22 protein-coding genes and 1 pseudogene are annotated in these 23,169 nt (G+C 63.4%); 17 read left to right on the top strand and 6 right to left on the bottom strand.

Features of this window, described 5'->3' with window-relative positions; genetic code table 11:
- Positions 1-13 precede the first annotated feature (13 nt).
- Positions 14-1,525, bottom strand: a complete 1,512-nt coding sequence (locus MLB1_RS02070) for a site-specific integrase (RefSeq protein ID WP_255485567.1) — start codon at positions 1,523-1,525, stop codon at positions 14-16.
- Between the two features lie 99 nt (positions 1,526-1,624).
- Here MLB1_RS02070 and MLB1_RS02065 point away from each other — a divergent pair.
- From MLB1_RS02065 to MLB1_RS02045, 5 genes and pseudogenes are all read left to right on the top strand, one after another.
- A pseudogene (locus MLB1_RS02065) lies at positions 1,625-2,086 on the top strand (ATP-binding protein); the annotation flags it as partial.
- Positions 2,083-3,225, top strand: coding sequence for a DNA-processing protein DprA (dprA, locus tag MLB1_RS02060; RefSeq protein WP_180748079.1), 1,143 nt, complete (start codon positions 2,083-2,085; stop codon positions 3,223-3,225). The pseudogene MLB1_RS02065 and the gene dprA, both read left to right, overlap by 4 nt.
- Before the next feature lie 658 nt (positions 3,226-3,883).
- Positions 3,884-4,501, top strand: a complete 618-nt coding sequence (locus tag MLB1_RS02055) for a carbonic anhydrase (RefSeq protein ID WP_180748078.1) — start codon at positions 3,884-3,886, stop codon at positions 4,499-4,501.
- Positions 4,502-4,511: 10 nt separating this feature from the next.
- Positions 4,512-5,294: a YoaK family protein gene (locus MLB1_RS02050; protein ID WP_371750586.1), complete on the top strand. Its 783-nt coding sequence runs from the start codon at positions 4,512-4,514 to the stop codon at positions 5,292-5,294.
- Between the two features lie 316 nt (positions 5,295-5,610).
- Positions 5,611-6,510, top strand: coding sequence for a LysR family transcriptional regulator (locus MLB1_RS02045; RefSeq protein WP_180748076.1), 900 nt, complete (start codon positions 5,611-5,613; stop codon positions 6,508-6,510).
- Between the two features lie 16 nt (positions 6,511-6,526).
- On the opposite strand, the gene MLB1_RS02040 is transcribed toward MLB1_RS02045, so the two are convergent.
- Positions 6,527-6,892, bottom strand: a complete 366-nt coding sequence (locus tag MLB1_RS02040) for a DoxX family protein (protein ID WP_180748075.1) — start codon at positions 6,890-6,892, stop codon at positions 6,527-6,529.
- A gap of 176 nt (positions 6,893-7,068) precedes the next feature.
- Between MLB1_RS02040 and MLB1_RS02035 the strand changes: the two genes are divergently transcribed.
- From MLB1_RS02035 to MLB1_RS02025, 3 genes are all read left to right on the top strand, one after another.
- Positions 7,069-7,656 carry a TetR/AcrR family transcriptional regulator gene (locus MLB1_RS02035; RefSeq protein WP_180749634.1) on the top strand — a complete coding sequence of 196 codons (588 nt, stop codon included), beginning with the start codon at positions 7,069-7,071 and terminating at the stop codon, positions 7,654-7,656.
- A 75-nt stretch (positions 7,657-7,731) separates the two neighbouring features.
- Positions 7,732-8,559, top strand: coding sequence for a siderophore-interacting protein (locus MLB1_RS02030; protein ID WP_180748074.1), 828 nt, complete (start codon positions 7,732-7,734; stop codon positions 8,557-8,559).
- 36 nt (positions 8,560-8,595) lie between these two features.
- Positions 8,596-9,519 carry a tyrosine recombinase XerC gene (locus tag MLB1_RS02025; RefSeq protein WP_180748073.1) on the top strand — a complete coding sequence of 308 codons (924 nt, stop codon included), beginning with the start codon at positions 8,596-8,598 and terminating at the stop codon, positions 9,517-9,519.
- Here MLB1_RS02025 and MLB1_RS02020 read toward each other — a convergent pair.
- On the bottom strand, positions 9,467-12,346 hold the full coding sequence (locus tag MLB1_RS02020) for an RND family transporter (protein WP_180748072.1): 2,880 nt from the start codon (positions 12,344-12,346) through the stop codon (positions 9,467-9,469). The two genes, MLB1_RS02025 and MLB1_RS02020, sit on opposite strands and share 53 nt — an antisense overlap.
- A complete protein-coding gene (locus MLB1_RS02015; RefSeq protein ID WP_180748071.1) occupies positions 12,343-12,750 on the bottom strand; it encodes an MmpS family transport accessory protein in 408 nt (135 codons plus the stop codon). The genes MLB1_RS02020 and MLB1_RS02015 overlap by 4 nt, the downstream gene beginning before the upstream one ends.
- Before the next feature lie 157 nt (positions 12,751-12,907).
- Between MLB1_RS02015 and MLB1_RS02010 the strand changes: the two genes are divergently transcribed.
- Both MLB1_RS02010 and MLB1_RS02005 read left to right on the top strand, forming a co-directional pair.
- Positions 12,908-13,864 (top strand): TetR family transcriptional regulator, encoded by a 957-nt coding sequence (locus tag MLB1_RS02010; RefSeq protein WP_180748070.1) that lies wholly within the window; start codon positions 12,908-12,910, stop codon positions 13,862-13,864.
- 14 nt (positions 13,865-13,878) lie between these two features.
- Positions 13,879-14,124 carry a hypothetical protein gene (locus MLB1_RS02005; protein WP_180748069.1) on the top strand — a complete coding sequence of 82 codons (246 nt, stop codon included), beginning with the start codon at positions 13,879-13,881 and terminating at the stop codon, positions 14,122-14,124.
- A 7-nt stretch (positions 14,125-14,131) separates the two neighbouring features.
- Here MLB1_RS02005 and MLB1_RS02000 read toward each other — a convergent pair whose 3' ends face one another.
- Positions 14,132-14,629: a M23 family metallopeptidase gene (locus MLB1_RS02000; protein ID WP_371750585.1), complete on the bottom strand. Its 498-nt coding sequence runs from the start codon at positions 14,627-14,629 to the stop codon at positions 14,132-14,134.
- Positions 14,630-14,945: 316 nt separating this feature from the next.
- Here MLB1_RS02000 and rpsB point away from each other — a divergent pair, with 316 nt between their 5' ends.
- The 4 genes from rpsB to MLB1_RS01980 all read left to right on the top strand — a co-directional run bounded on the left by rpsB (position 14,946) and on the right by MLB1_RS01980 (position 18,729).
- Complete coding sequence (gene rpsB, locus MLB1_RS01995; protein ID WP_180748067.1) at positions 14,946-15,821, top strand: 30S ribosomal protein S2; 876 nt, start codon at positions 14,946-14,948, stop codon at positions 15,819-15,821.
- Entirely contained in the window at positions 15,822-16,640 is an 819-nt protein-coding gene (tsf, locus tag MLB1_RS01990; protein WP_180748066.1) for a translation elongation factor Ts, read from the top strand.
- Positions 16,641-16,717: 77 nt separating this feature from the next.
- The gene (locus MLB1_RS01985) at positions 16,718-17,317 is read left to right on the top strand and encodes a TetR/AcrR family transcriptional regulator (protein WP_180748065.1); all 600 of its coding nucleotides are present in this window, start codon (positions 16,718-16,720) and stop codon (positions 17,315-17,317) included.
- A gap of 11 nt (positions 17,318-17,328) precedes the next feature.
- Complete coding sequence (locus MLB1_RS01980; protein ID WP_371750540.1) at positions 17,329-18,729, top strand: glycoside hydrolase family 1 protein; 1,401 nt, start codon at positions 17,329-17,331, stop codon at positions 18,727-18,729.
- A gap of 16 nt (positions 18,730-18,745) precedes the next feature.
- Here the strand turns inward: MLB1_RS01980 and MLB1_RS01975 are convergent, their stop codons facing one another.
- Entirely contained in the window at positions 18,746-19,363 is a 618-nt protein-coding gene (locus MLB1_RS01975) for an aminodeoxychorismate synthase (RefSeq protein WP_180748063.1), read from the bottom strand.
- 33 nt (positions 19,364-19,396) lie between these two features.
- On the opposite strand from MLB1_RS01975, the gene pnuC reads away from it, so the two are divergent.
- From pnuC to pyrH, 3 genes are all read left to right on the top strand, one after another.
- Positions 19,397-19,975: a nicotinamide riboside transporter PnuC gene (gene pnuC, locus MLB1_RS01970; RefSeq protein ID WP_180748062.1), complete on the top strand. Its 579-nt coding sequence runs from the start codon at positions 19,397-19,399 to the stop codon at positions 19,973-19,975.
- Positions 19,976-20,032: 57 nt separating this feature from the next.
- A complete protein-coding gene (helR, locus tag MLB1_RS01965) occupies positions 20,033-22,345 on the top strand; it encodes an RNA polymerase recycling motor ATPase HelR (protein ID WP_180748061.1) in 2,313 nt (770 codons plus the stop codon).
- 79 nt (positions 22,346-22,424) lie between these two features.
- The gene (gene pyrH, locus MLB1_RS01960) at positions 22,425-23,150 is read left to right on the top strand and encodes a UMP kinase (RefSeq protein ID WP_070910662.1); all 726 of its coding nucleotides are present in this window, start codon (positions 22,425-22,427) and stop codon (positions 23,148-23,150) included.
- The last annotated feature ends 19 nt before the right edge of the window (positions 23,151-23,169 follow it).

Genomic DNA, 23,169 nt, shown 5'->3' with positions numbered 1-23,169 from the left:
CCCCGCCGTACGCTCACAGCGCGGTGACCGATAGGACGCGGGGCTCATTCGTGCTGATAGCCCCGATTAGTCGTTCCAGAGCCGCGCGGTCGTCGGAGTCCATGACGGCGACCAGTTGGTCAACGTGCAAGTTCTGGAACGGCTCCAAGTAGATACTCCGCGTAGTCTCTGCGCTGCGATGACCGAGCAGGGTGGAGAGCAGAAACCATATGTCCCCTAATTGATTGCGAAAATCACGCTGCTCAGCGGTTGTTAGTCCAGACGTTCGTTCCCATGCGACGAATGTCGCGACCGAGAACCAACGCAACGCAAAGCTATGTCGCAGCATGTGTGGCCGCGCCCACAGATGCGCCGAGAGTCCGTCTGATTTCTGTAGTGTTCGTTGCACTCGGCCGTTGGCGGTACGGAAAGTCTTGCTCCATGCGGTTTTCGGCCGTGGAAGGCCGTTACTGTTGAGCCACAAACATAGTGGCTCAAGTCCAGAGTCGGTCTCGCGGAACAGTCGCATTCGTAACGGAGGGTCCAAGGCATCCAACGTCATTCGATGTAGTCGATTGCCGTTGCGGACGTTGACCCATCCATCGCCTACTTTGTCGACGATGAGTAGATCTGGAATCTGGCTGTACAGACTCCTTGCTTGGGCGAACGCGATTGCTTCGGCGCGTCCTCCTTCATGGAGGTAAAAATTAGCCGCTTGTGCCACTCGCTTGGGCAGCCAGTAGCGCCTGCCTACACCGTATTTCGCACACGCGGAGGCAAGCCATCTTCGATGCAAACGGCGGTGCAGTGATTGTGGCAATTCGATAGTTAGTACGCTCGACCATTCTCCGCATCGCAGTCCAGTTCCGAACAGGCCCTCAACGAACGCTACGTCGCGATCTTCTACGGTGCCCGACCAAGATTCGCAGGGAACGCCGTCCGCGGTGAATCCGCGTAGTCCGACGTCGCGCCAGAGCCTGAACGCGGCTGGCGTCAACCATTTCACATCGGCTCGTCGTACTCCTGTGGGTCGTGCCTCTCTCTCCAGCCCCAGCTCGTGGTGGTGGTTGCCGCGTCTGACTTGGCGGAACCTGACAGGATTCCTGACGCCGTCGCAAGCTAAGGCTGCCCACTCATAAAAACGGCTGACTGCAGCAAGATCCAACTGAAACGTGCTCGCTCCGACGTGGACTTGCGCTGCCTCGGCAGACATTCGCCAAGTCTTGAAATCGGCCAGTGTTGTCGCGTCGGCCCGGTCCCATGGCACACCGACCGCGCTCAAGAAATTTAGCCATATCCGCAAGGACAACGCGTAGCGCCTTTGGGTTCCTCTGGCCATTGCCCTTACCGATGGCTCGCGCCAAAAGAGATTGATCCGTGCGTCGGCGCGACCATCGGGGCCGACGAAGTACGGCGTCCCGTCAATGGCTCCGTTCCGTCGAGCCATCTCGTATGGATCTTGGCCATACGTCTTACCTGCAGTCACGAATGGCTTGCGCCGGTCGTAGAACTCGAGCCACCAACCCTCACCGATGTACTGATCCAACGGACTCCTCCGTTCCGGGCAATGCCAGCTGCCGAGACATCCTGCCTTACTTCCACGTAAGCCACAGAAATCCAACACGTGTCGTCGGGTAAGAGAACCGCTAATCCGTGCCCATGCGCTCCGGCGAACCCACGTGATTGCACGTGCGCCGCGCCGCTGCGCCGACGCTACTTGGGTAAGTTGTCGGGGCCGCTGCTTGATCGGGTGGACCTTCGGGTAAGGATGCACCCGGTCAGTCAAAACGCCCTCAACGATGACACTGAGGGCACCGCGCTGGTACGTGAGCGCGTCACGCTGGCCCGCGAGCGCGCGGCGCTTCGATGGTCGGCGTACGGATTTCGGGTCAACGCTGATGCCCCGGGTCCGCTGTTACGCAAGGAGTTCCGGCCCTCGCGAGTGGTCATGGAGCCGCTACGCAACGCCATGGAGCGCGGCCTTATCAGTGTTCGCGCCTTGGACCGCTGCTTGCGCGTTGCATGGACTCTGTCAGATCTCGGCGGACGAGATGTACCGAGTGTTGAAGATGTCAAGCTCGCATTGACGTTCCGCGACAAGCGATGAGCGGCGATCTGGCCGACTGGGCGTACCTGTCACGGGTTACCGAGGCGCCGTGTGCCGAGCTGGCGGCGATGGTGTCGGTGTTCGGTGCGCACGAGACGGCCGAGCGGGTCCGCCGGTTGGATGTGCCGGATCGGCTGCGGGGCATCGTGCAGGCCCGTCACGGTATCGACCGCGGTCGCGAGGATCTGGAGATTCTGGCCCGACTCGGTGGTCGGCTGGTGACGCCGAATGACGCGGAATGGCCGGCGTGGCAGTTCCAGGGTTTCGCACTGGCGGATACGAAACGGATGCCGAATGCACGAGAGCCGCTTGCACTCTGGGTGATCGGTGAGCAATCCTTGCCGGAGGTCTCGGCGCGCGCAGCAGCGCTGGTCGGTACGCGCGCCTGCACCGGATACGGCGAGCATGTGGCGGCCGAGCTGGCTGCCGGATTGGTGGCCCGCGGAGTTGCAGTGGTCTCCGGCGCCGCGTTCGGGATCGATGGTGCGGCGCATCGCGCGGCCCTGGGCAGTGACGGCATGACGGTCGCGGTGCTGGCCGGTGGTGTGGACGTGCCGTATCCCGCCGGCCACTCGGCTTTGTTGTATCGCATCGCCCGGCACGGGCTGGTGGTCAGTGAGTATCCGCCGGGAGTTCGGCCGGCTCGATACCGCTTCCTCACCCGAAATCGGTTGGTGGCGGCGCTGTCCGGTGCGACCGTTGTCGTCGAGGCAGGTGTACGCAGCGGGGCGGCGAACACGGCGGCCTGGGCGCGGGCGCTTGGACGGCCGGTTGGTGCGGTGCCAGGGCCCGTCACCTCCACCGCATCGGCCGGTACCCATATCGAAATCGCGGAACGCGGTGCACAATTGGTCGTCTCCGCCCAGGATGTGGTTGAACTGGCGGGTCGGTTGGGGGAATTCGCGCAGGAATCGGGACGACCCGCCTGCGCACTAGACGCACTCGGCGAGGACGAAAAGCGGGTCTACGAAGCGCTGCCTGGCCGGGGTAGTGCCTTGTTGCAGCAGTTGGTCATTGAATCCGGGCTGACCAGTCGAAGGGTCCAGGGCGCGCTGGCGATTCTGGAACTTGAGCAGTTGGTGATTGACGCAGACGGTGCCTGGAAGATCACCCGTGCCAGCCGAACGCGATCGATCTGAGATTCGGCAATGGTTCGGGGGGCATCGTATGCAGCGCTTCCTGCGCCATTCGTCGAGGCCTATTGGTACATAGTTCAATTCGCGCCCGGTGACATCTCCCGCTATCGAGACTCTCTGTTCAAAGCTGAGCAACTCCTGGCCGGATACTTCAATGCTGTGTGTTCCGGCGTCGTTGGCTGGCAATGCGTGGGCGGTAACGGCAGCGATATCCTGGTAACCAGAACGATTTGCTCTGAAGCGGGACTGGTTGAACTCTTCCCGACGGCGGCCGGACATGCCGGATTCGCGCGCGCAGTTTTGTCGCCGACCAGGTGAAATGCATTCCCCCGCTGTATTTTTGGGGGAGAGAATGTGCCGGTAGCACGGCGGGGCCGTGGGGTGTCCGGGTGTGTTATGGCAGTGGGTGTTTGCCAACTGATCGCGAATAGGCGTTGCAGCATCTATGGTTTCCAGGCATATTGGAGTCGGTTGCTTTCAATGTCTGCGGCGCACGCCGAGGAGTGACATGTGGCCTGATAGTGCGGTCGAAGCGGCCTGGTAGTCGGGGAGTTCGCTTTCAGCAGTTTGTATTTCAATGGGGCGCAGGGTAGCGCCGCTCCGCACTGGGGTGTGTCGAGCCTCACAGGCATACAATACCCAGGTAGGGTATGAAGGAAATATGGCATCTGATCCGAAGTCCGCCTGGAATGCACTCAAAGAGGGTAACCAGCGTTTTGTGGGTGGGCTTCCGCTGCACCCGAGCCAGAGTGTGGCCCGGCGTGCGGAGCTCGCGAATGGACAGAGTCCTGATGTGTTGTTGTTCGGGTGTTCGGACAGTCGGGTCGCTGCGGAGATCATTTTCGATCAGGGCCTGGGTGACATGTTCATCGTGCGCACGGCAGGTCAGGTGATCGACTCGGCGGTGTTGGGTTCGATTGAGTACTCGGTGGCGGTATTGGGGGTGCCGTTGATTGCGATTTTGGGGCATGACTCGTGTGGTGCGGTGGCGGCGACGTTGGCGGCGCTGGAGACCGGCGACGTGCCCGGTGGGTACATCCGGGATTTGGTGGTGCGGGTGATCCCGTCGATCTTGGGCGGCCGTAAGGACGGGTTATCGCGAGTGGACGAGTTCGAGGCGCGTCATGTGCAGGAGACGGGGGTCAAGTTGTTGCAGCGTTCCCAGGTGGTGGCTGATGCGGTCCGTGCCAAGAAGTTGGCCATCGTGTATCTGACCTACAAGCTTGCCGACGGGAATGTGGTGCTGCACGGCCACGTCGGCGATATCGATGAGTCCTGAGCCGGCTGCCATGAAGCAGAAGAGCGGTATGCAGACTGCGGTGTTGGAGAAAGCGGTCACTCCGAAGCCTGCCGAGGCGGTAGTGACCCGTGACGCCGCACTTGGCTCCGAGGCTCGGCTTTCCTGGTTGCTTGCCGGGCTTGCCGGGATGGTTGGCGCCGTGGCCTTCTTGCATAGCGCGGGATATTTCGTCACGTTCATGACCGGAAACACAGAGCGTTCGGTTCTGACCTGGTTCAGGGTCACCGATAGGCAACAAGTCGCGGGCGCCGGCCCTGTCGCCGCGATTTCGATGATCGCGGCCTTTCTCTTCGGGGTAATGGTGGCCTCGTTTTGCAGGCGCAAATTTTGGAAGAATCACCCGCACGGAGCCACTGTGCTCACGACATTCGGGCTTCTTGCGGCTGCCGCAGTCGACTTTCTTCAAGACCGTGGCTTCAACGCGAACGTTGACGTGCATTTCACGCCGATCCTCTTGCTGGCCTTCTCAATTGGCGCCTTGAATACCTCTTTCGTCAAGAAGGGCGAAGTCGCGATTCCGTTGAGCTACGTAACGGGGACGGTCGTCAAGCTTGGGCAGGGAATCGAGAGGCACCTTTTTGGGAAAGGTTCTGTCTATGACTGGCTGGGGTACGCGCTGCTGTACATGTCTTTCGCTCTAGGTGCTGCCAGCGGTGGGGTCATAGCTTCGGCCTACAACGGGTCCAAGGTGATCCTCACTGCCGGATTGATCTGTGGCGCGACCACCCTGGTTACATTCTTCTACTCCGACAGGAAGACCATTCTCGGGTGAACGGCGCGCTGCGTAGTAGCGCGGAGGCCCTGTGCCAGGGGCCCAGAGTCGGTAAATCTCTAGAAACAGATGTGAGCTCCGCTGAAAGGAATATGTGATGGAACCTGGATTTCAGATCTATGAGGCACGGAAGAGTGACGGACGATTTCTCTTCGAGCACATGAACGACCTTGTGACGGCGACACTGATATCGATCCTCTTTATTGCTCTGGGAATAGCGAAATTTGGGTCTTTCTGGCCCATCAACTACTGATGCTTCCTTGGCAGGGGTGCCGGAGGCGTCTCTCATCAGGTTTGTCGGGTATAGGTGATTTGTATGGAACTGAGGCAGCTTGAGTACTTCCTCGTGGTGGCCGATCACGCGAGTTTCACTCGTGCAGCTGAAGCTCTCCATGTCGCTCAACCTTGGGTAAGCGCACAGGTTCGTCGGCTGGAACGGGAGCTCGGCCACGAGCTGTTCGACCGTTCGAGCAGAGCGCTTAAGCTGACCGAGTTTGGGAAGGCGCTGGTCCCGCTTGCTGAAATGGCACTTCAGACCGTTGGTGAGATACGGACAACCGCCGATGCCATGGCGGGAATACTGTGCGGGCGTTTGGCGATAGGAACGGTCGCTCACCCGCTACCTCTGCTTGCGGACGCCTTGGCTGCCTTCCACGAGGCGCACCCTGCGGTGTCGATAACCCTCACCGAAGCGAGGTCGGATCAGCTCACCGCCGCAGTGCTCGAACGGCACCTCGACATGGCGGTAGTCGGACGGGCCGCGCCACCGCCTCCTCAACTCTGCGAGCAGCTTCTCGCCCAACAGAACATCGTGGCGATAGTCCATCGCGACGACCCCCTGGCGGGACGCGCATCAATCACCCTCACGGAACTGCAGAATCGCCCACTCATCAGTCACCCGCAAGGGTCCGGTGTTCGGGCGATTCTTGACCAGGCTTGCCTGGCAACAGGATTCGCGCCACGTATCGCCTTTGAAACGAGCTCAGTCGATATGATGAGCCATCTCGTTACCCGGGGTCTCGGCATCGCCGTCGCGCCGGAGCTTCCCCGCGACCGCCTGGACGGGCTCCGGCAGATTGACCTGTCCGATCAGGTGATGCGCGGGCGCCTCGCCCTCGTGTGGAGAGGAAAGGTCGTCACACCGGAAACGGTCGCTTTCGCGGCCCATATCAGTGAACAGTTCCGCAAGGAGGCCAATCTTGTTGGCGCACCCTAGCGCTGGCTGGATTCAGTCACGCGTACCAGCCGAACGCGACCAACACCGCAAGCGCGATCAGGATCACATTGACCGGGGTGAGTTTCCATTCGTCGCGGCGGGCGTGGACACCAAAGGCGCCGGCCTGCAACACCGCGAGCCCGGCGGCGGCCAGCGGGCTCAGAACCGGGGCGATGCCGGTCGCGTGCGGGGCCACCACGCCGATGGCGCCGAGCACCTCCAATCCACCGATTGCCTTCACCACATTGGGTGAGAAATCGGTGGCCCAGGCAAGGTTCGGGTTCCCGGCGATCTTCTCGTACGGCGTGACCAGCTTGAACACGCCCGCTCCCAGGTGCGCGACCGCCAGCACGCCGGCACAGATCCACAACCAGGTATCCATCGCGTCAGTATGCCCGGGTGTAACGGCGGTATTCGGCGAACCCGATAAAGATCATGACCAGTGTGTGGACACGATGACCACGTTGCCGACGAGCGAAGGGGATGATGGATTTTGTGACTGATACCGGTGAGCTCATGCGGCGCCCTCGTGGCAGACCGCGCAAGGGCGGCGAAGGAGTGTCGACTGACGCGATCTTCACCGCGGCGCTGCACGCATTCGCCACCCACGGCTATCAGGGCATGTCGATGCGCACGCTCAATCGTGAGCTTGGCGTGAGCCACAACCTCCTACATCAACGGTTCTCCTCCAAGGAGCAGCTCTGGTATGCCGCCGTCGACTGGGGGTTCCAGGCGATCATCGACAAGGTCCTGGCCGACGACGACGAGAGCTTAAGTTCCGCCGAACGGATCAAACGATTCATCAAGATGTTTGTGATCTTCGCCGCCGAACACCCCGAATTGATCCGCATCATGGACATCGAGGCGGGCCAGGACAGCGACAGGCTGCAGCACATCTGTAAGGCCTACGTCATACCCATGCAGGAACGGCTCGGCCCGGTCTACGAGGAGGCGGTCAAGGCGGGGGAGCTGCGTGATGTGCCGCTGCAGACCAGTTTTTTTCTCATCACCTCAGGCACCGCTGCCTTGTTCAGCAGCGAAGCGCTGGCACGCACTGTATTCGGCGATGGCGTGTTCGCTCCGGAGCAAGTTCATGCCCACGCCGAAGCCGCGGCCGAGCTGATCGTCAGAGGCATGCTGCCGTGACGGAGGCACCCGGCGGCGGACATTCCTACGTATAGTCAAGGCAATTGACATAGGGGATTCGACGCAGGAGGCGATATGACGCGCCCTTTACATGAGTTTCAGGTAGTTCGGACCGAGCAGGTGACCCCGCATATCACCCGGGTGGTGCTCGGCGGTACCGGATTTGACGGATTCGAGGCCAGTTCGTTCACCGACAGCTACGCCAAGCTGATATTCCTTCCGGACGGCCACGAAGGGCCGGGGCCGCGTGATATCGACCAGGCGCGCGAGATGCAGGCCACGGTGCGCACCTACACCATCCGCTCCGTCGATGCCGATCGTCGGGAGATCGCCATCGACTTCGTGGTGCACGGCGATACCGGAGTGGCAGGCCCGTGGGCAGGCCGGGCCAAGCCCGGAGACAGGTTGTACGCCACCGATCCCAACGGTGGGTATTCGCCCGATCCCGCCGCCGACTGGCATCTGTTCGCCGGGGACGAGTCGGCGATCCCGGCTATCAGCGTGGCGCTACAGGCACTCGCGGAGAATGTCCGCGCCAAGGTGTTCATCGAGGTGGCCGGTCCGCAGGACGAGATCCAGTTCGACACCCGCGGCGATGTCGACGTTGTCTGGGTACACCGCGGCGGCGACGCCGATGAGGTCGGCGAGGGCCAGGCGGGGGACAACGCCCCGCTGATCGCGGCGGTACGCGCCGCCGAATGGTTGCCCGGGCAGGTACAGGTCTTCATCCACGGCGAGGCGCAGACCGTCATGCATAACCTGCGTCCATACATCCGTAAGGAGCGCGGGGTGGGCCCGAAATGGGCGTCGTCCATCTCCGGATACTGGCGGCGCGGCCGTACCGAGGAGACCTTCCGTGTCTGGAAGCAGGAACTCGCAGTAGCCGAGGCCCCGGCGAGTTAGCTTGCATCCGAGGGCTGCTGCACGCACCGTGGGGGAGTGACCCCTCAGCTGACCGCGATTCTCGACGAGTTCGCCGAGTATCTTGCGTTGGAACGCGGGCGGTCGGTACACACTCAGCGCGCCTATCGTGGTGACCTCACCTCGTTGTTCGAGCATCTTTCGACAGCCAATCCCGCGATCGGCACAGCCACACTGGCCGACCTGTCGCTACCGGTGCTGCGGTCATGGCTCGGCGCTCAGGGCAGGCAGGGGGCCGCGCGTTCCACCATCGCGCGGCGCACCTCGGCGGTGAAGATCTTCACCGCCTGGGCGACCCGACGCGGATTGATGGAGACAGATCCCGCGATTCGCTTGCAACAACCCAAGTCTCGTCGAACGCTACCCGCCGTGCTGCGACAGGACCAGGCCGTGGCGGCTATGGAGGCGGCGCATTCCGGCGCGGAACAAGACGATCCGATGGCACTACGCGACCGATTGATCATGGAAATGTTGTACGCCACTGGGATCCGGGTCAGCGAATTGTGCGGACTGGATGTGGATGATATCGACCAATCGCGAAAGGTGTTGCGCGTCTTGGGCAAAGGGGACAAGGAGCGCACCGTGCCGTTCGGGGGTCCCGCCGCCGACGCCTTGACCGCCTGGTTGGAACGCGGACGACCGCATCTGGCCGCCACGGGCTCCGGTGCGGCTCTGCTAGTCGGTGTCCGCGGTGGGCGCATCGACCCGCGTCAAGTCCGCACCGTGGTGCACCAGACCATGTCCGCCGTGCCCGGTGCCCCCGATATCGGCCCGCACGGGTTGCGGCACAGTGCCGCAACGCATCTGCTGGAGGGTGGCGCAGACCTCAGGGTGGTTCAGGAGTTGCTCGGGCACTCCACGTTGGCCACCACCCAGCTGTACACGCATGTCACCGTGGCGCGCCTACGAGCTGTCCACGACCAGGCCCATCCACGGGCGTGATCGTGTCGCGGCTGGTGTCCCGGCCGGTGGCTCGGTCGTGCACCACCACCGGCCACCAGAACCAGCGCCCCAGCAGCGTTGCGATGGACGGGATCACGAACGAACGCACGACGAGGGTATCCAGCAGCAGACCCAGTCCGACGGTGGTGCCGAGCTGCGCGATGTTGTGCGCATAACCGGCGATCATCGCAAACATGGTGAACCCGAACACCAGTCCCGCGATGGTGACCACGCCGCCGGTGTTGGCCATCGACCGGATGATGCCCGTCTTGATCCCGGCATGCATTTCCTCGCGGAACCTGGCCACCAGCAGCATGTTGTAGTCCGCCCCCACCGCGACCAGGAATACGAAGGACAGGGGGGCCACCGACCAGTGCAGTGGATTGCCGATGATGTCCTGCCAGACGAACACCGCCAGCCCCAGTGCTGATAGGTAGGACAGTGCCACGGTGCCGATGACCGCCATCGCGGCGACGAGGCTGCGCAGCAGGATCAGCACCACGCAGAACACGAAGGCGAACGCGGCCACCACGCTGGTGATGAAATCCTCCCGGGTGAACGCCTCGATGTTCAGCAACGTGCCGCCCGGGCCGCCGATGCTCACCGTGCTACCAGCCAACGAAGTCTGCTTGATGGACTGCAGTGCGGTCGGAATGATCTTGGAGCTCAGGTCCATTGCTTCGCGGCTGAACCCCTCCATATCCGGTGTGACGATCATCCGCGTCACCTTGCCGTCGGTGGAGAAGAAGAACGGCATCGCGTTCTTGAAGAGCGGGTTGTCGAATGCCTGGCTGGGTAGGAAGAAGGATGAGCCAGGGTCGCCTGCCGCGAAGCTCTTGCTGAGTTCGTCGGTGAATTGCGTGATCTCGGTGACCTGGGGAACCAGGACCTGCAGGGTGCTCTGCAATGGTGCGGTGACCGCATTGACCTGCGTAATGAAGGCCTTCAGGCCCGACAGCTGCGCGCCGAGCTGAGGCAATGTCTGTGCTAGAGCCCCGGTTCCGTTCACCAGATTGCCGACAAGCCCGTCGAAACGGTGCAGATCGTCGAAGAGCGTAAAACCGGTGAGCGCGGCCTGGCAGTACTCGTTGTCCCGACAGTTCGGGATGGAGCCCACGAACTGCTCGGCGGGTTTGGCGGTTTCCCGTAGCGTGTCGACCTTCTGCACGACGGCGGCCAGGCTAGTGCGCAGTTCGGCTGCGCCCGTATGGATCTGAGTCGCGCCGCGGGTGCCGTTCTGCAATGCCTGCTCCAGGCCCTTGACCGTGAGAGACAGCTGCCCGACCTGGCCACTGAGCGCGGTGAGGTCATTGATGCGCTGGCCGAGCAGATTGGTCATCTGGGTGAGGCGGCCACCGATATAGCCCGCCTGGGACGTCAGCGCGCCTTGTTCCAGTGGAGCCCCGAGTGGACGGGTGATGCCCTGCACATTGTTGATCCCGGGAATGGCCAACACCGCGTTGGACAATTTCGCCAGCGCGATCATGTCCCCCGAGTTCCGCATGTCATGATCCGACTCGATCAGGAAGAGGCTGGGCGCCATGATGTTTGGTGGCAAATGACGGTCCGCGGCGGCGAAGCCGAGATTCGCGGGAGAGTCGCTGGGCTGCGCCCGCCGCTCGTCGTAGCTGGGCCGGAATCCCGGCAGCACCAACAGCGCGAGTGCGAGGACAGCCATGCTGCCCGCCAACACCGGCCCCGGCCAGCGCACCACATAGGTGGCGATGCGGCGCCACCGACGCTGTGACTTATCTTGGCGCGGCTCGAAGAACCCGCGCCGGCTGCCCAGGGCCAGGAGTGCGGGTCCGAGGGTCAATGCCGCGGCAAGGGTGACCATCACCGCGATGGTGCAGGGCAGCCCGGAGGTGCTGAAGATGGCCAAGCGGGTGAAGACCATGCAGGCCGTGGCCCCGGCGACGGTGAGCCCCGAGGCGATGATGATGTGCTGCACCCCGGCCAGAGCCGTGTAGTACGCGGACTCCGGGTCCGCTCCGGCCCGGCGCGCTTCCTGGTATCTGCCGAGAAGGAATATGCCGTAATCGATTCCGGCCCCCAGCACAATCACCGCCAGCAGGGCTGAGGCGAAGATCGACACCCCGATGACTTGATGTTCGCCGAGGAACGCGACCAGGGGCCGTCCGACACCGAGCCCCGCGCCCGCGACCAGCAACGGCATCGCGATGGTGATCGGGTTGCGGTACACAAGGAACAAGATGGCGCCGACCAACAGGCCACAGGAGATCAGCAGCAACAGGATCGAGTCGTTGATCGACACCAGCTCGTCGTTGACCACTGCGGATGGCCCCGTCAGATGCGCGGAAAGCCCTTGGGGTGGTGGATATTCCGCGATGAGATCGCGGATGGCCTGGGTGGATTCCATGGCCAGGGCGGTTCCCATGTTGCCGGCCAGGTTTATCAGAACGTAGGCGGCCTTGCCGTCCGCACTCTCGTTGGCGGGGGAGAACTGTGGATTGGACCACAGGTCCATGGAGGAGTTGACGTGTTGCTTGTCCTGGTTGATCCGTTCGAGGACCGACGAGTAGTACTGGTGCGCTTCGGTTCCCAGGGGCGCGTCGCCTTCCAGGAGTAGATAGACGAAGTTGTTGGTACCGGCACCGCCGAAGTAGTTGCCCATCTTGACGATTGCCTGCACGGAGGCGGCGTCATCGGGCAGGAACGAGCGGGCGTGCCCCTTGATCACCGTCTCCAGCTGGGGGACAGCGAGATTGAGTGCCCCGGCGGCGACGAGCCACACCACGACGACGGGTAGGGAGAACCGGTAGAGCAATCGGGCGAGGAGGGGGCGTCGGTTGTTCTGGGTGTTCACGCCACCACCACCTGGCAGGAGACGGCCGGCGAGTCGGATGCCTTCTCGTCACGGACCTGGCCGTTGATCGTGATGCGACAGGACGCCTGCCCGCTGCTGGACTGTGCGATGACGCCAGTGGGGATGGTGAGCTGGGCCGTGCGCAGCGTGGTCTGCCAGGGGAGCGTGCCCGATACCTCGCGCACCGTTCCGTCTACATCGAGGTACGACGCCGAGACGGTGGCACCGGCGGGCCCGTCGAGCCGGTACTCGACGACCTTTTCACGGGGCGTGCCGATCGACGGTCGCTTGGCCGAATGGCCGATCGCCGGGTCGGGGATATCACTCAGCCGCAGATGGGCTATGTACCCCCCGGCGATACAGAGGATCGCAATCGATACCAAATACACCCATGCGCCACGCATTCCAGCTCCTCATCGATCCGGTCGGTGATCGTTGACGTTAACTGGACGATCGTTAATTTAACAGTCGGTCATATCAATATCACACCGATCGGTCTACTGTGACGGGGAGCACACCGCTTTTGGGGTGGCGAGCCTGCGGAACTGGTAGAAGGGACTGGTGACAAGGGCCGGTACTAAGGGTGTGCCACGCGCTGAGCGCGAGCAACAGATCCTGGATGCCGCCTGTCAGGAGTTCGGGCGCAACGGCTACGCAGGCATGTCCCTGGCCGACGTGGCCTCGAGTGTGGGCATTTCCAAGCCTATGGTCTTGGCGTATTTCGGATCCAAGGAGCAGCTGTACATCGCATGCGTGCAGCGCGCCGGAGTGATCGTGGGTGACCAGATCGAGGCGGCCATGGAGGCTGCTCCGCCCACGCTGGCTTTGCCGCGCGCGGTCCTGCAAGCCGTCTTCCAAGCCTTGGCGCCGCGCCCCTCGGACTGGCTGGTGATCTGGGACCAGACGCTCCCGGAGGAGAGCGAAGCGCTCGCCGCGGCGCGGGCTGCCAGAATCCGGCTCGCCGCGCTGGCCGGTCAGGGCGTCGCCGCGGTCGGCGACGCCGCCGCACAGCTGCGTGATGAGAAGGACATTGGTGTGCTCACCCAGGGCTGGATGGGAATGGTCGGCGCCATGATCACCTGGTGGATCCGGCATCCGGAGCAGAGCGCCGAGCAGATGGCCGAACGCGCCAGTCGGCTCATCGCGATCATCGCGAGTGCCGGGGTGTCCGAGGCGGAGGCACCCGCCGGGGCTGTCACGCCACGGCCCGGGACTCCGGTACGCGGGTCCGGTTCCGGACGGCCACTCATGGCGGCATTCGACCTCTTCGGCCGGCGCTGGGCGATCCTCGTTATATGGGAGTTGCGATCGGGGACAAAGACCCTCCCGGAACTGAGAAACGGGATAGGTGATGCGTCCAGCGGTGTGCTCACCACGCGCCTCGATGAACTCACCGCCGCGCATATCGTGCGCAACCGGGACGGGCGGTACTCCCTGACGGCAGTCGGGAAGGGTCTGCTCGTCGCCTTGGCCCCGCTGGAATTGTGGGCAAGAGCCTGGTCGGCCTCGGTCCGGTGACTAAAATGCCAAGCATGCGCGCGGGAATTCTGGTGGCGGCTTCGGCCGCCGTGCTGGGCCTCGGAACCGTGGCCCCGGGCACCGCGACTGCCGATGTCTACCCGCCATGGTGGGTATGCGTGGCCAACGGCGGTGAGATGCGCGCGTTTTATCAAGTGGTGACCGAGCAGGACGCGCTCGATCGTTTTCACGACGCGGTCTCCCGGATCTCGCAGACCACCGGTAAACCGGCACACGTGGACGTCTGTCAGCCCGCCTGAAGTGGCTTCAGCTACGCGTAAGCGGCTTGAGCCGAATCGGTGTTGATCTGAGCAGTCCCAGCGGATCCAGGTAGTCCGCAGCGGACGCCGGCCCGCGCAGCGCACCCCAGTGCAAGCAGGCCGCCGCGGCGCAGCCCTGATGTCCCGGCAGCAGGGTGCCGATGGCGGACCCCTCTGCAACGCGCTGGCCCGGCCGCACCAGCGGAGTGACGGGCTCATACGTAGTGCGTAGGCCACCCTCGTGTTCGACCGATACCAGCGGCCGCCCCGCGAGAGACCCGGCGAACACCACGGTTCCCGGCCCGGCCGCGTACACGCGTTGGTCGACAGAACTCATCAGGTCGACCCCGCGGTGCCCTCGGTTCCAGCGCTCCTGCGGTTTGTCGAATGACCGGGTTACTGCAGGTCGGGGTCTGAGCGGCCAGTCGAAACGGTTCCCTATATCGCCCGGGGCGGCCGCCGCCGCAGGGGATGCGGCGGCAGCCAGTGTGAGGCCGAATACCAGACAGCCGAGCCCTCTGAACCGCACAAGGTCATCGTCAGGGGAAGATGGCGCAGGGGAAAGGGCCGTTCCGGCTCCTGTGGATAACTCGCCGTGGCTTCCGGGACGTGGGAAAACCACGTGCCGGAAGCATGTAAAGTCATTACCGCAACTCGCCTAGCGGGTTGACTTCGCGCGTCTGCACACGAGTACGTGATCAGCAAGCCGGGCGGTCCCAGATGGGGAGAGATTCTCCAGACGGGTTCCGGCATCAGCAGACGCCAGGGTCCAGGATCACCCGATCCCGGGCGACAACCGACTAAGTAAGGAAATAGCCGAAATGGCTGTTGTGACCATGAAGCAGCTGCTTGACAGCGGCGCGCACTTCGGGCATCAGACCCGTCGTTGGAACCCCAAGATGAAGCGGTTCATCTTCACCGACCGCAATGGCATCTACATCATCGACTTGCAGCAGACGCTGACCTACATCGACAGGGCATACGAGTTCGTCAAGGAGACCGTCGCCCACGGTGGTTCGGTCATGTTCGTCGGCACCAAGAAGCAGGCCCAGGAGTCCATCGCCGAAGAGGCGACCCGTGTCGGCATGCCTTACGTGAACCAGCGCTGGCTGGGCGGCATGCTCACCAACTTCTCCACCGTCCACAAGCGCCTGCAGCGCCTGAAGGAGCTGGAGTCGATGGAGCAGACCGGTGGCTTCGAGGGTCGCACCAAGAAGGAAATCCTCATGCTCACGCGTGAGAAGAACAAGCTTGAGCGCAGCCTCGGCGGTATCCGCGACATGATCAAGGTGCCCTCGGCGATCTTCATCGTGGACACGAACAAGGAGCACCTCGCTATTGCCGAGGCCCGCAAGCTGAACATCCCGATCATTGCGATCCTGGATACCAACTGCGATCCCGATGTTGTCGACTACCCGATCCCGGGTAACGACGACGCGATCCGCAGTGCTGCACTGATCACCAAGGTCGTTGCTTCTGCTATCGCCGAAGGCCTGCAGGCCCGTTCCGGTCTGTCCGGTGGCGACGAGAAGCCCGAGGCCGCCGAGCCGCTGGCCGAGTGGGAGCAGGAGCTGCTTGCCTCTGCCGTAGCAACTACCGACGAGGCTGCCGCTGAGTCCGCCGAGGCACCGGCCGAGGCGGTCGAGGCTCCGGCCGAGGCTGCTGAGAAGACCGAAACCGTAACCGAGGAAGGCTAAATGGCGAATTTCACTGCTGCCGATGTGAAGCGGCTCCGGGAACTGACCGGTGCCGGAATGCTCGACTGCAAGAACGCCCTAGCCGAGTCCGACGGTGACTACGACAAGGCCGTCGAGGTGCTGCGTATCAAGGGCGCCAAGGATGTTGGCAAGCGCGCTGAGCGCGCCACCGCCGAGGGTCTCGTCGCCGCGCGTGACGGTGTGCTCGTCGAGCTCAACTCGGAGACCGACTTCGTCGCCAAGAACGCCGAGTTCCAGGGTCTCGCCGACGCCATCGTCGGTGCAGCCGCGGCCGGCAAGATCGGCGAGCTTGAGGCTCTCAAGGCAGCGAAGGTCGAGGACGGCCGGACGGTCGAGCAGGCCATCGCCGACCTGGCGGCCAAGATCGGCGAGAAGTTGGAGCTGCGCCGGGTGGCGTACTTCGATGGGACTGTCGAGGCCTACCTGCACAAGCGTGCCGCGGATCTGCCGCCGGCTGTGGGCGTGCTGGTCGAGTACACCGGCTCGAACACCGAGGCTGCGCACTCCGTCGCGCTGCAGATCGCCGCACTCAAGGCGAAGTACCTGACGCGCGAGGATGTTCCGGCCGATGTGGTTGAGAACGAGCGTCGTATCGCCGAGGAGACGGCGAAGGCCGAAGGCAAGCCCGAGCAGGCGTTAGTCAAGATCGTCGAGGGCCGCGTCAACGGTTACTACAAGGACGTCGTGCTGCTGGACCAGCCGTCGGTGTCCGATAGCAAGAAGACCGTCAAGGCACTGCTCGATGAGGCCGGTGTTACCGTGACCCGTTTCGCGCGGTTCGAGGTCGGCCAGGTCTAGTTCGATCTATCACGTTCGGCCCCGCCAGGATTCGTTCCTGTGCGGGGCCGAACTATTTTGTGCGCTAGCCTCGGGCAATGCCAGCTGTCGGGCCGAATGCAAAGCGGTATCCCAAGGGCGTAGCCAAACGTCAGGAGATCCTTGCCGCCGCGCTGACGGTCTTGGAGCGTGACGGGGAGGCCGGCGCCTCGATGCGCGTCATAGCCAAAGAAGCCAACATCAGCCTGGCCGGGCTTATGCACTACTTCCCGACACGGGACGTGATCCTCACCGAGATCCAGCGGGACGCCGATGCCGGTATTGAAGAGTGGTACCGGAATCCGAATCTGGAGACAGATATCGATCCCGGTGAGGCACTTGCCCAGGCAATGCTCGACAAGGCGAGCAAGCCTGGCTCGGGGACGGTGTATCTGTCGTTGGCCGCCGCTGCGGCCGTCGACCCGCGGCATCCTGCCGGGACGTACCTGCGGGATCGGTACGAGAAGATGCGTGCACTCATCGCCGGGTACGTGCGAGGCCGTCAGGCCGCAGGCGTTGTCCCCGCGCATGTGGATGCCGATTTCGCGGCCACTGCGTTGATCGCCGCTGCCGACGGTATTCAGATTCAGTGGATGTCGGACCCGTCCATCGATATGGGTAGTCACATGCGTCGAGTGTGGGAGCGGCTGCTCACCTAGAAAACCATACAATGTATTGTTTTGGTATGAGGTGGATAAGGGTGCTGTTATCGTCGGCCGTCGTACTTGCATTGGGCATGTCCGCGTGCAGTTCTCGACAAGAGGTTGCAAAGGACGACTCGGCCTGGGATCACGGGTTCTACTGGGGCACCGCCACCGCGGGCTACCAGGTCGAGGGGGATGCTCCGGACAGCAATTGGCGCCGTTACGTCGACCGCACGGCCGGCAAGCCGGTGCCGACAGACAACTCCAATCCGCTCGCGCATGGGCCTGTCGATCCGTACAAGGAGGCCGATGATTTTCGGCACCGCTACCAGGAGGACATCGCCAACGCGCATGCTATGGGCGTCAACACTTTTCGGTTCGGTGTGGAGTGGGCGCGGGTCATGCCGGAGCCGGGTAAGTGGGACGAAAAGGAATTGGCCTACTACGACTCCATTGTCTCCACTCTTCGTGAAAACGGCATGACGCCGATGATCACCCTCATGCACTGGACGTATCCGGGTTGGGTTACCGACAGCGGCGGATTCATGAACAACCTCGCGGCATTCGAAGAGTTCGCCACGGCGATCACCAAACGCTATGCCGGACAAGGGGTGCTGTGGGTGAGCATCAACGAGCCGGTGGTCTTCGCGGGCATGGAGGTGCTGACCGGGGCGATCAAGCCGGAGGAATTCAACGGATTCCTCGATCGCGTCGCCGACGCGCATCGCGCGGTGTACCGTGCCGCGCACGAGGCTGATCCCAGGGCAAAGGTGACGACCAACGAGGCCTACATCCCCCCGGATATGGTGGCGCAGTTCGCAAGTTACGGGATAAGAGGTATCGAGGAGTCGTTCTTCGATCGGGTCAAAGACAGTCTGGATTACCTGGGGTTCGACTACTACACCGGTACCGCAGCGGATAATCCGGCATCGAGCCAGAGCATGGCGGCGCGGTGGGATATCAAGCTGCAGCCCGAGGACATCTACTACGTGTCTCGGCATTATGCACAGAGATATCCCGGGCTGCCGATCTACATCGTCGAGAACGGAATGGTCACCGATAACGGCAAGGCACGGTCGGATGGAGTGACCCGATCGCAGTACCTCAACGACACCGTCTTCTGGCTGCAGCGGGCCAAGGCCGATGGCATCCCGATCATCGGGTACAACTACTGGTCATTGGTCGATAACTACGAATGGGGAAGCTACCGGCCACGTTTCGGCTTGTACACGGTCGATGCGCTGAGTGATCCGGCGCTGAAGCGCGTGCCCACCGACGCCGTGCAGACTTATACCCAGATCACCCGGGATGGCGGTACCGCACCCGGCTATCGGCCTGCGCTCCCGGCGGCGAAATGCTCGACAACAGTGGGGAAGGACAGCTGCGCCTCGCTCGACCCGAACGGTCCGACGGTCCCGTTGCGCTAGCTTCCCCTCTAAAGGTCTAACCGCCGGGAAGGAAATAGTGCTCGGGGTCGTCCAGGGCCACAGCGGGGTCGCCGTCGACGGTGATATCGGCGCGTCCCGCAGTGGGATCCTGGCGGAAGTGCTGTTCCTCCGCATCAATCCACAGTTGCCAGAACTCGCGGAGCTGCTCGCCATCGCGAGCCTCGGCGCGGCGACGGCGGGTTGCCTGGTCGGTCTGCACCCAGATCAGCGAACTCAACCGACTGGCGGCGGCCAATCGGCCCGACCCGACGCCCTCGAGAATCAGCACCGACGGCGGTGAGCACCGCTCCCATGGACCGAATTCACGGGTCTCCCAGTCATAGCGTCGATACCGGGCCTGTTCGCCGTGCGCCCAGGGCGTCAGTACCTGGTCCTCGAGCCGGGGCCACCACCCGAAGAGCGTGTCCCAGGACGCGAAGTCATCCGTGTGCAGGACCACTGTCGAAGGGGTTGTCGCTGACAGCGCGGTGCGCAATCGCGCAGCAAAGGTGCTCTTACCGGCAGCGCCCTGGCCGTCGATGGCTACGACGCGCACGTCACCGCAACGTGGCTCGCTCTCGTTGATGAGCTTGGCCAGCCACGAGAAGCTCCGCTGCTGGGCCGGTGTCGCCATGGCGCGAGTTTACTGCTCGGCTAGCCTGTTGCCGTGGACTGGACTGAGCTAATCGGGAGCCTGGCCGGTGTGCTGTTCGTCATCCTTGCTGTCCGCCAAAATATTTGGACCTTCCCGGTGGCGATCGTCAGCTCGCTGTTCTACATAGTGGTCTTTGGTCGGCAGACCCTGTATGCCGATGCGGCCCTGCAGATCATGTTTATTGCGTTAGCAGTGCAGGGTTGGTATCTGTGGCAGCGGGGAAGCCGAGACCGGCATGGGGTGGCGGTGCGGCGGACGCCGCAATGGGCATGGCTGCCGTTGGCATTGTCCCTGGCGGTCCTGGTCGCGGGGCTCTATGCCTTCCTGGTCACCTTCACCGATTCCAATGTCCCACAGCTTGATTCGATAATCACTGGGCTCAGTGTGGTCTCCCAATTCATGATGAACCGAAAATGGATCGAGAACTGGGCCCTGTGGATCGTCACCGACACGTTCTCTGTCGGGGTCTATCTCTTCAAGGGTCTGAACCTCACGGCAGGTTTTTACGCGTTCCTCAGCGTCATGGCCGCGGTCGGCTTGTGGAGTTGGCGACAAGAGCTGCGGACGGCGGCGACCGCCGAGTCGGTATGAATAGCCCTGCCCCTTTATCATATATCGCATGGTGGGGCTTGCGGCAAGGCCCCGGTCATGGAGCACAATCGCTGGCCGAATATCAGATGCCATGAACTAGAAGGAGAATGGGGAGAAATCCGGGTGCCGACCCACGAAGAAGAACTGCAGTCCGAGCAGGAGTACATCGCCGGGCTCTATACGCGGCTCGACGCCGAACGCGCCCGCGTGAAGGGCCGGTACCGCGCGGCCTTGCGCGAGTCCGTTGATCTGCAGAACGGCGCCGCCATGGTTGAGCGCGATGACGAGGTGCGCGCACTGGCCAGGCAGACGCAACGGTTGGAGGTCGCCGATGACGGCCTGTGCTTCGGCCGGCTGGACGCCATCACGGGGGAACGCTGCTACGTCGGTCGGATAGGCCTTCTCGACAGCCAGAACGAATACGAGCCGTTGCTGATCGATTGGCGAGCGCCGGTGGCGCAGGCGTTCTACACCGCCACCGGCGCCAACCCGGAAAACACCCGGCGGCGGCGTCAATTCCGAACTCGGGGACGTCACGTCGACGATTTCGCCGATGAAATCCTTGGCCGCCCGGACGGCGAGGCGGGCGACGGCGAACGCGGCGGTATGAGCGATACCGCGCTGCTTGCGGCCGTCAACGCACCGCGCGGTCACGGGATGCGCGACATCGTGTCGACCATCCAGGCCGAACAGGACCGGATCATCCGGCTTGATCATCCGGGTGTGCTGGTGATCGAGGGCGGCCCCGGTACCGGCAAGACCGTCGTGGCGCTGCACCGCGTCGCCTATCTGCTGTACACCCAGCGCAAGCGGATGGAACACCACGGTGTGCTGGTCGTCGGGCCCAATGCGGCCTTCCTCGGCCATATTTCGCGCGTACTGCCCTCATTGGGCGAGACGAATGTGGTCTTCACGACGGCGGGCGACCTGCTGCCGGGTCTGGAGGTCACCACCGAGGATGACGCGGAGGCGGCGCGGCTCAAGGGCTCGCTGCAGATTCTTGGTGTGCTTGCGGCGGCGATCGCGGATCGGCAGCGGACACCCGAGCAGGCCGTGCAGATCGACCTGGCCGATGTCTCGGTGCGTATCGATACCGATATCGCGCAATGGGCCATCGACGAGGCGCGCGCGAGCAAGCTTCCGCACAACGAGGCCCGGACGGTCTTCACCGATGTCATCACGTGGGCGCTCACCGAGCGGGCGATCCCGCGCATCGGCAAGGGCTGGCTGACGCGGGAGGACCGCCCCGCCTGGGAGCATCTGCGCGCGGAACTGCTCGACGAGCTGGGAGATCATGAGGGGTTCGCCGCCCTACTCGATGCGCTGTGGCCGATCCTGACACCGGAGACGCTGTTGGCGGAGCTGTATACCTCACCTGAGCGGCTGCGCGCGGCCGGTGCTGATCCGGCGCTGGCCCGGGCCGTTGGTGACGCCTGGACGGTCTCAGACGTGCCGCTGCTTGACGAGCTGGTCGACCTGGTGGGCCGGGATAAGGCGGCGGAGGAGGCTGCCGAACGTGAACGCAGGGCCGAGGCCGCGTATGCCGCTGGTGTGCTCGACATGATGACCGGCCGCGAGGACATGATGGACGACGAGGACCATCTGTTCGCCACCGATCTGCTCGACGGCGAGGACCTCGCGGAACGTTTCACCGAGCGTGACACTCGCGACCTCGTCGAGCGCGCCTCCGCGGACCGTGACTGGACATACGGCCACATCGTGGTCGACGAGGCTCAGGAGCTGTCCGAAATGGACTGGCGAGTGCTGATGCGCCGTTGCCCGAGCCGCTCCTTCACCGTGGTCGGCGATCTCGCTCAGCGCCGATCGGTAGCCGGAGCCACATCCTGGGACTCCATGCTGCAGCCGTATGTACCGGGTCGGTGGGTCTACCGGCCGCTGTCGGTGAACTACCGCACTCCCGCCGAGATCATGGCGGTCGCGTCGGCGCTGCTGGCCGAGTTCGCGCCGGGTACCCAGCCGCCCGAATCGGTCCGTTCCAGTGGATTCCTGCCATGGTCCAGGCAACTGACCGAGGCAGAATTATCGAAGGCCATCGACGAGTTCGTGCACGACGAGGCCGGTCGCGAGGGCACCAGTGTGGTGATCGGGCCGCCCGGTGTGCCGGGGACGGTGCCGGCTTCGGAGACCAAGGGGTTGGAATTCGATGCCGTCCTGGTGGTGCAGCCGGAACGGATCCTCGCCGCCGGCCCACGCGGTGCCTCCGAGCTCTATGTGGCGCTCACCCGTGCCACCCAGCGTCTGGGGGTGTTGCACGTGGCACCGTTGCCACAGGTCCTCGTCGGCCTCACCGAAACCACACCCGACGGAGATTCGGTTCGCCGGGTCGTGCCAACGAGCGTCGCCCAATAGGGCAGGATGGACAACGCCATCGCGGCCTGCAGGGCCCCGATGGCTGTGCTTTGTGTGATCCCCGTACCCAGGAGGCGTGATGACTCGCGACGTGAGCCGCACCGGATATAAAAGGGTGCTGCTCAAGCTCGGCGGCGAGATGTTCGGCGGGGGAGCCGTCGGCCTCGACCCTGATGTGGTCCACAGGGTGGCGAGCCAGATCGCAGAGGTGGTCCGCACCGGTGCCGAGGTGGCGGTCGTCATCGGCGGTGGCAACTTCTTCCGCGGCGCGCAGTTGCAGCAGCGCGGTATGGAACGGACCCGCTCGGACTACATGGGCATGCTCGGCACCGTCATGAACAGCCTTGCGCTCCAAGACTTCCTGGAAAAAGAAGGCATCGTCACGCGTGTGCAGACCGCCATCACCATGGGGCAGGTCGCCGAGCCGTACATCCCGCTGCGGGCCAGAAGGCATTTGGAGAAGGGCCGCGTCGTCATCTTCGGTGCCGGTATGGGGCTGCCGTATTTCTCCACCGACACCACCGCCGCGCAGCGTGCGCTGGAGATCGGCGCCGAGGTGGTGCTCATGGCCAAGGCGGTCGACGGCATCTTCACCGATGACCCTCGCGCCAACCCGGACGCCGAATTTCTTCCGGAGATCACCCACCGCGAGGTCATCGACCGCGGACTGCAGGTCGCCGACGCCACCGCATTCAGCCTGTGTATGGACAACCGGATGCCGATCCTGGTGTTCAACCTGCTGACCGAAGGGAATATCGCCAGAGCGGTTGCAGGTGAGAAGATCGGAACACTGGTTACACCGTGATGGTGCGCAACCAGGACTA

This window comes from Mycobacteroides sp. LB1 (assembly GCF_013449725.1).
Taxonomy (GTDB): domain Bacteria; phylum Actinomycetota; class Actinomycetes; order Mycobacteriales; family Mycobacteriaceae; genus Mycobacterium.
Note: the sequence above shows the minus strand (reverse complement) of the source record. Positions and strands in the feature narration are given on the sequence as shown.